Raw genomic sequence first — 7,641 nt, 5'->3', positions numbered from 1 at the left:
GCACGTTTTGCGCGTCGGACATGGGCTGTTCGCCAGATTTTCAGGGGTAGCGGAATTGCCGAGCGCTGATAACCGCTCCACCTCAGTCACGCAAGAGACGCCCGGGACCTTGAGCCTAAGATATCAGGTAATGATCTGGGCAGGGCTGTTTGTTGCAGCCATTCTGCTGCTCTGGGTCTTTCGCTCGATCCTGTTGCCGTTCGTTGTCGGCCTGACGCTGGCTTACCTGCTGAATCCACTGGTCAACTGGCTGCAAAAGCTTGGGATTGGGCGCTCCTGGGGCTCCATGCTGGTGCTGTTGCTGGTGTTGGTCCTGCTGCTTGGCCTCCTACTGGCCCTCGTGCCGTTGCTCGCCGTGCAGGTCGGCGGCCTCATAGCTGGTCTTCCAGGATATGTGAGCGACCTGCAGGATCTGCTGCGCCAGTGGGCGCCGCAATTCACGGAATGGCTGGGGCCGGAGCGTACCGCACAGCTCGAAGGCAGCCTCACCGACCTGATCGGCCGCGGCGTCGAGTTCGCCGGCCTCGTCACCGCGACGCTGGCGCAGAGCGGGCTCACCGTCATCAACACCATCGCTGTGCTGTTCATCACGCCCGTGGTGGCATTCTACCTGCTGGTCGACTGGGAAGGCATGGTCGAGAAGGTCGATGACCTGCTGCCGCGCCGCTATCGTAGCGAGATTCGCAGCGTGCTCGCCGATATCGATGGGGCCATGGCGGGCGTGATCCGCGGACAGGGCTCAGTGATCCTGGTGCTCTGCGTCTATTACTGCACTGCGCTGACGCTGGCCGGGCTGAACTATGGCCTCGCCATCGGGCTGATCGGTGGGCTGTTGAGCTTCGTGCCCTATGTCGGGTTTCTCGTCGGCTTCGCGCTTTCGATGACGGTTGCCCTGGTGCAGTTCTGGCCCGATCAGTGGGTCTTCGTGCTGATCGTCTTGATGATCTACATCGTTGGCCAGTTCCTCGAAGGCAACATCCTCTACCCCAAGCTGGTCGGGCAGAGCATCAACATCAACCCGGTCTGGCTGATGTTCGCACTGTTCGCCTTTGCTCTGCTGTTCGGCTTCGTCGGGCTGCTGCTGGCGGTGCCGCTGGCTGCCATTTCCGGCGTGCTGACGCGTTACGCCCTGACCAAGTACCAGCAATCGAGCCTCTATCTGGGTTCCGAGGAGCCGCTGCCACCGGCCCCGGCTGCCGAGCCAGCCGCCGGTAAGCCTGCGCGAAAAGTGCGCGCTGCGACGGAGAAATGACCAGCCTGCAACTCGGCGGCGGACAATTGGCGCTGGACCTCGGGCACGAGGCCTCGCACGCTGAGGATGATTTCATCGTCGGCGAAGGCAACCGCCTTGCACGCGCGCATGTCCTGGCGTTTCCGCATTGGCCGGGGCCGCTGACGCTGTTCGAAGGGCCGGCGAGTTCGGGCAAGTCGCATTTGTCCCGGATCTGGGCGGAACGGGCAGGGGCCGGGCGCGCTACGCCCGAGACCGCCGAGGCGCTGTCTCGCGAAGGCGGCACGCAGCCGCTGGTGGTCGAGGATGCTGATCGGGCCGGCTACGACGAGGCTGAACTGTTCCACCTGCTCAACCAGTCGATGCGTGACCGTCGGCCGTTGCTGCTGACGGCGCGCCAGCCCGTTGCAAACTGGCCATTCGCAACCGATGATCTGAAATCGCGGGCTCGACTCGCGGCGCATTTCACCGTGTCACTGAGCGACGATATCCAATTGTCACAGATGTTCGTGAAGCTGTTCGACGATCGTCAGGTGGCTGTTGAACCCAAGATCATTGCTTACCTGGTGGCACGCATGGAACGATCGTCCGAAGAGGCGGTTGCCCTCGCGTCAATGATGGACCGCATGGCGCTCGAGCGTGGCACCGCCATCACTCGGGCCATTGCCGGCGAAGCGCTCAGGCAGCGGGGCGCAGCGCGTGTTGATCAGCAGCTGGCCCTCGATCTCGGAGCCGACGACGATGAATGAGATGAGCGAAATCGCCGAACAGCCGCATGAGGAGGCGCCCGACGTCGCCGAGCTGCGCCAGAGCCCCGCACGCTTCGTCAACCGCGAGGTCAGCTGGCTGCAGTTCAACATGCGGGTGCTGGAGGAAGCCGGCAACGTCAATCACCCGCTGCTGGAGCGGCTGCGCTTTGTCTCGATCTCGGCCAACAATCTCGACGAGTTCTTCATGGTGCGGGTGGCGGGGCTGAAGGGCCAGTTGCGCGCCGGCCTCACCAAGCAGAGTGCCGACGGGTTGTCGCCGGCCGAGCAACTCGAGGAGATCGCGACGCTTGCCCAGCACCTGCACCTCGAGCAGCAGGATCACTGGCAGCAACTGCGCGAAGAGCTGTTCGCCAAGGATGTGGTGATCCACGAGGCGGACGACCTGACCCCGGAGCAGGTGAAATACCTGCAGAAGCTGTTCCGCGAAGAGATCTTCCCGGTGCTGACGCCGATCGCGGTCGATCCGGCGCACCCATTCCCGTTTATCCCCAATCTCGGGTTCACCCTGGCCTTCGAGATGGTGCGCGAGGGAACGACACAGACGCTGACCGCCCTGGTGCGCGTGCCGTCCAACCTCGATCGCTTCGTGACGCTGCCCAATGAGCTGGCGGCGCCGAACCGGGTCGAAGTGGTCACTATCGACACGCTGATCAACCGGTTCATCGACAAGATGTTTCCTGGCTACCAGGTGTCCGGTTCGGGCGCTTTCCGCATCATCCGCGACAGCGAAATCGAAATCGACGACGAAGCTGCCGACCTGGTGGTGGAGTTCGAATCTGCCCTGCGCCAGCGCCGGCGCGGCATGGTGATCCGCCTCGAGATCGAAAAGAAGATGCCGCGCGCTCTGCGCCGCCACATCTCGGAACGGCTCGGCGTCGGCGCCAGCGATACCTTCGAGGTCGAGGGCTTCCTCGGTCTCGCCGATGCGTCGAAGATTTGCGACATCGACCGCCCGGACCTGAAGTTCTCGCCGTACCTGCCGCGCTTCCCCGAGCGCATCCGCGACTACAATGGCGATATCTTCGCCGCCATCCGGGCCAAGGACCTCCTGGTCCACCATCCCTTCGAGAGCTTCGACGTGGTGGCGCAGTTCCTGATGCAGGCGGCGCGCGATCCGGACGTGGTGGCGATCAAGCAGACGCTCTACCGCACCTCGCGCGACAGCCCGATCGTCAAGGCGCTGGTGCAAGCGGCAGAAGCCGGCAAGTCGGTGACAGCGCTGGTCGAGCTCAAGGCGCGCTTCGACGAAGAGGCCAATATCCGCTGGGCTCGCGACCTCGAACGCGCCGGTGCGCAGGTGGTGTTCGGTTTCATCGAGCTGAAGACGCACGCCAAGATGAGCCAGGTGGTGCGACGCGAAGCCGGCAAGCTGGTCAGCTACTGCCACCTCGGCACCGGCAACTATCACCCGATCACCGCCAAGATTTATACCGATCTCAGCTACTTCACCACCGAGCCGTCGATCACCCGCGATGTGGCGCGCGTCTTCAACTTCATTACCGGCTACGCCCGCCCGGCCGAGATGGAAGCGATCGCCTTCTCGCCGGTAACGTTGCGACAGACGCTGCTCGATCACATTGCCCGCGAAGTCGAGTTCGCCGAACGGAACGAGCCGGCCAATATCTGGCTGAAGATGAACGCCCTTGTCGATCCAGAGATCATCGATGCGCTTTACGACGCAAGTCGCAAGGGCGTGAAGATCGAGCTGATCGTGCGCGGCATCTGCTGCCTCAGGCCCGGCATCCCGGGCTTCTCGGACAATATCCGGGTGAAGTCGGTGGTCGGCCGTTTCCTCGAGCACAGCCGCATCTTCTGCTTCGGGCAAGGGGCGCCGCTGCCCTCGCGCCGGGCCAAGGTGTATATGAGCTCGGCCGATATCATGCAGCGCAACCTCGATTGGCGGGTCGAGGTGATGGTGCCCATTCTCAACACCACGGTGCATGAGCAGATCCTCGATCGCACCATGGTCGCATATTTGAAAGACAACCAGCAAAGCTGGGAGGTGCTTCCGGACGGCAGTTCCGATAGGATCAAGCCCAGGGACGGCGAAGAGCCCTACAATGCGCACGACTACTTCATGACGCATGCGAGCCTGTCGGGCCGCGGTACGGCGCTCAAGCGCGACAACGAAGAGAGAAGCCAGTGAACCAGTACTGGGGCGTCGACGCCGACCCCACCGCGCAGGGCCGCCTCAAGGGCGCACGACCTGTCGCCGTGCTCGATATCGGGTCCAACTCGGTCCGTCTGGTGGTCTACGAGCGGCATGCCCGCTCGCTGACCCCGCTCTACAACGAGAAGACCGCCTGCGCTCTCGGCCGCGGCCTCGCCCAGACCGGCAAGATCGCCTACGAGAACATCGACCGCGCCCTGACGGCGATCCAGCGCTTCGCGCTGGTGTCGAAGCTGATGCGGGCGGGGACGACGCACATCCTCGCCACTTCGGCCGTGCGCGAGGCCTCCAACTCCAAGGCCTTCGTCGACGCCGTCGAAGAGATCATGGGCGCCAAGGTGACTGTGCTCTCCGGAGCCGAGGAGGCGCACTTTGCGGCGCTCGGCGCCATCTCCGGCATGCCCGGCTTCGTCGGCGTGGTCGGTGATCTTGGCGGCGGCAGCCTCGAGCTCTCCTCCATCGCGGGCGGTACTGATTCCACCGGTGAGACACACGAACTTGGCGTCATCCGCCTGCAAGACGACTCCGATGTCTCGCCCTCCAAGGCGCAGGCCATCGCCAATAAACGGCTGAAGAAATCCAAGCTGATGGACGGGCAGGGCGGCAGCTTCTGCGCCATCGGCGGCACCTGGCGGTCACTCGCCAAGGTGCATCAGGTGCTCCGCGACTACCCGCTGCATATGGTGCAGCACTACTCGGTCAAAGCCAGCGACATGCTGAAGCTTTGCGAGGACATCGTCACGGCGACGGCGGCTAACAAGCCCTATACCGGCTCGGAGCATGTCAGCTCCGGCCGGCGTGACCTCGTACCCTATGGCGCCGCGGTGCTGATCGAGGTGCTGAAGGCCGGAAAGTTCGACACGGTGGTGTTCTCGGCGCTGGGCGTACGTGAGGGTTATCTCTATGGCCTGCTCGATGACGACGAGCGCGCCGTCGACCCCCTGATTCAGACGGCCGAGCAGATGAGCGTGCTGCGCTCCCGTTCGCCGGCGCATGCCGAAGACCTGATCGATTTCACGGCCGAGCTGTTGACCACGCTCGGCATCGCCGAAACGGCCGAGGAGACGCGGCTGCGCAAGGTCGCTTGCTATCTCGCCGATATCGGCTGGCGCGGCCACCCCGACTACCGCGGCGAGCAGGCGGTGGACATGGTCGCCTATGGCTCGGCGACCGGCGTCGACCATCCGGGCCGGGCATTCCTCGCCGAGGTGCTGGCGGTTCGCTATATGGGGCTGAAGCAAAAATCGATGAGCCAGAGCGTGCTGGCGCTGTCCGGGCCGGCGATGAGCGGCCGCGCGCGCCTGCTCGGGGCGGCGTTCCGCGTCGCCTATCCGATGTCCGCGGCTATGCCTGGGGTACTGCCGCGGGTCGGCTTCTTCATCGACAAGGGCATCCTGAAGCTGCAGCTACCGGCGGATCTGGCCTTCCTCGACGGCGAGCATCTGCGCGGCCGGCTCGATCAACTGGCCGGCGTGGTGGGCATCAAGCTTACGGATGTGGTGGCGGGGTAGGGCCCCTAAGCGGCGAGCATTGCGTCGATGGCCTGCTCCAGTGGGTCGAGGTCATCCACGTAAACTGACCATAGCGCCTCAACGTCGACGCGGTGGTATGCGTGCCGCAGGACATTCCCCAGATCCCCAACCTGCCGCCAGGGAATATCTGGACCGTGCTCGGCTTTCCAATCGTCAGGGATGTGCCTGGACGCTTCGCTTATTATCTCAAGGAAGCGTTCAAAAGCCGCACGAGTGGCGACCTCTTTGTACATCTCGTCGAAGGTTTTGCCCTCGAGGAGCTTCCTAATGTTGACAATGCTGTCCTTGATATCCTGTAACCGAAAGATCGCGCGATCTGTGGTCAAAAGATCACCACCTGGTCTCGATCGACTGTCGTGCGGAACGCGGCGTCAAGGCTACGACGCATGAAGATGTTGGCGTCTAGTCCGACCCTGTCTTCCACAGTGTGAACGACACCCACCAAGTCGATCAGGGAGAACTTTCGACCAGCGTCGACGTCGACGACCAAGTCAACATCACTATCTGGACGATTGTCCCGCCTGGCGCGCGAACCGAAAAGCGCTACGCGAGTAATACCTTGGCGTGCAAGGTCTGCCCTGAGGCCGCGAAGTTCGGCTATGAGCTCCTCGCGTGCTATGTCTCGCATGATCGAACCTCTCAACTGAAATGTAGTGGTCCAGCTCGTCCTTTGCCAGCGCCCTACTCTTCGTCGTCGTCGATGATCTCGATCTCGATGACGCCCTTCTTGCTCGCAGCGAGGCCGAGCTTGCCGTGCTTGATGGCGAGCGCCTTGTCGCCGAACAGCTTACGGCGCCAGCCCTTCAAGGCCGGCACATCAGCGTCGTCGTCGAGCACCAGCGCGTCGATATCGTCCGACGTGGCAATGATGCGGGAGGCGACGCCGTTGTCCTCGGCCACCGACTTCAGCAGCACCCGCAGCAGGTCGCCGACAGCGCCCTTGGGCGATGGCCCGCGGTGGCGGTCCGGCAGCTTGGGCAGGTCAGCTTTGCCGAGCGCCTCGACATGCTTAAGAATCGAGACGATCTCGGCGGCGGCCGAAGAGCGGCCATAGCCGCGCTGCACGGCGCGCAGCTTGTCGAAACTCTCCGGGTTGAGCGGACGCTGCATGGCGAGCTCGATCAGCGCGTCATCCTTGAGGATGCGGCTGCGCGGCTGGTCGGTATCCTGGGCGCGCTGCTCGCGCCAGGCAGCGAGCGCCTTCAGCGCCGCGACATCACGAGGCTTGGCGAGACGGGCTTTCAACCGCTCCCAGGCGTGCTCGGGCTGCACCACATAGGTGTGGATCGACTCGAGTACTGCGAGTTCATCCTCCACCCAGTCCCACCGGCCGGTATCGTCGACCTGCTTGACCAGCGCTGCATACACATCACGCAGGTGCGTCACGTCCGCCAGGGCGTAGACCTTCTGCTTTTCGGTCAGCGGCCGGGCCGACCAGTCGGTGAAGCGGGAGGATTTGTCGAGCTCGACCTTGGTGATCGAGCGGACCAGGTTGTCGTAGCTGACGCTGTCGCCGAAGCCGCAAACCGAGGCAGCGACCTGCGTATCGAAGATATTGGCCGGCACCTTGCCGGTAAGCTTGACGAAGATTTCGATGTCCTGCCGGGCCGCGTGGAACACTTTGCGGACCTTGTCATTGGCGAGGAGCTTGAAGAAGGGCGACAAATCGAGGCCGGGAGCGAGCGGATCGATCAGGACCGCTTCGTCGAGGGTTGCCGCCTGCAGCAAGCAGAGCTTCGGCCAGTAGGTCGTTTCGCGCAGGAACTCGGTATCGACCGTCACGAAATCATAACCGGCGGCCCGCTTGGAGAAGGCGGCGAGTACGTCGGTCGAAGTAATGAGCTCCATCAAGACTCTTTCGTCACAAGGCTTTTGAACCTGAATAACAGTGGGGGAGACGAATGGCGAGCAAAGAGTGGCGAATAAGTCACTGTCGAT

General features: G+C 63.3%; 7 protein-coding genes. 4 read left to right on the top strand and 3 right to left on the bottom strand.

Going from position 1 to position 7,641, the window contains the following annotated elements:
* Nucleotides 1-130: 130 nt before the first annotated feature.
* Genes VGV07_RS15590 through VGV07_RS15575 form a run of 4 tightly spaced genes read left to right on the top strand, consistent with a single transcriptional unit; the run spans nt 131 to nt 5,682 of the window.
* Complete coding sequence (locus VGV07_RS15590) at nt 131-1,252, top strand: AI-2E family transporter (RefSeq protein WP_326869638.1); 1,122 nt, start codon at nt 131-133, stop codon at nt 1,250-1,252.
* Nucleotides 1,249-1,980 carry a hypothetical protein gene (locus tag VGV07_RS15585; RefSeq protein WP_326869637.1) on the top strand — a complete coding sequence of 244 codons (732 nt, stop codon included), beginning with the start codon at nt 1,249-1,251 and terminating at the stop codon, nt 1,978-1,980. The genes VGV07_RS15590 and VGV07_RS15585 overlap by 4 nt, the downstream gene beginning before the upstream one ends.
* Nucleotides 1,973-4,147, top strand: a complete 2,175-nt coding sequence (locus VGV07_RS15580) for an RNA degradosome polyphosphate kinase (RefSeq protein WP_326869636.1) — start codon at nt 1,973-1,975, stop codon at nt 4,145-4,147. Before VGV07_RS15585 ends, VGV07_RS15580 begins: the two co-directional genes overlap by 8 nt.
* The gene (locus tag VGV07_RS15575; protein ID WP_326869635.1) at nt 4,144-5,682 is read left to right on the top strand and encodes a Ppx/GppA phosphatase family protein; all 1,539 of its coding nucleotides are present in this window, start codon (nt 4,144-4,146) and stop codon (nt 5,680-5,682) included. Before VGV07_RS15580 ends, VGV07_RS15575 begins: the two co-directional genes overlap by 4 nt.
* 5 nt (nt 5,683-5,687) lie before the next feature.
* Here the strand turns inward: VGV07_RS15575 and VGV07_RS15570 are convergent, their stop codons facing one another.
* From VGV07_RS15570 to rnd, 3 genes are read right to left on the bottom strand one after another with little or no spacing between them, the layout of a single operon-like run.
* Nucleotides 5,688-6,029, bottom strand: coding sequence for a DUF86 domain-containing protein (locus VGV07_RS15570; RefSeq protein WP_326869634.1), 342 nt, complete (start codon nt 6,027-6,029; stop codon nt 5,688-5,690).
* Nucleotides 6,026-6,331: a nucleotidyltransferase domain-containing protein gene (locus VGV07_RS27415; protein WP_414649959.1), complete on the bottom strand. Its 306-nt coding sequence runs from the start codon at nt 6,329-6,331 to the stop codon at nt 6,026-6,028. Before VGV07_RS27415 ends, VGV07_RS15570 begins: the two co-directional genes overlap by 4 nt.
* Before the next feature lie 53 nt (nt 6,332-6,384).
* Nucleotides 6,385-7,551, bottom strand: coding sequence for a ribonuclease D (gene rnd, locus VGV07_RS15565; protein ID WP_326869633.1), 1,167 nt, complete (start codon nt 7,549-7,551; stop codon nt 6,385-6,387).
* Between the last annotated feature and the right edge of the window lie 90 nt (nt 7,552-7,641).

Source organism: Devosia sp. (genome assembly GCF_035944845.1).
Classification (GTDB): Bacteria; Pseudomonadota; Alphaproteobacteria; order Rhizobiales; family Devosiaceae; genus Devosia_A.
This window is presented reverse-complemented; position numbering and strand designations above follow the sequence as displayed.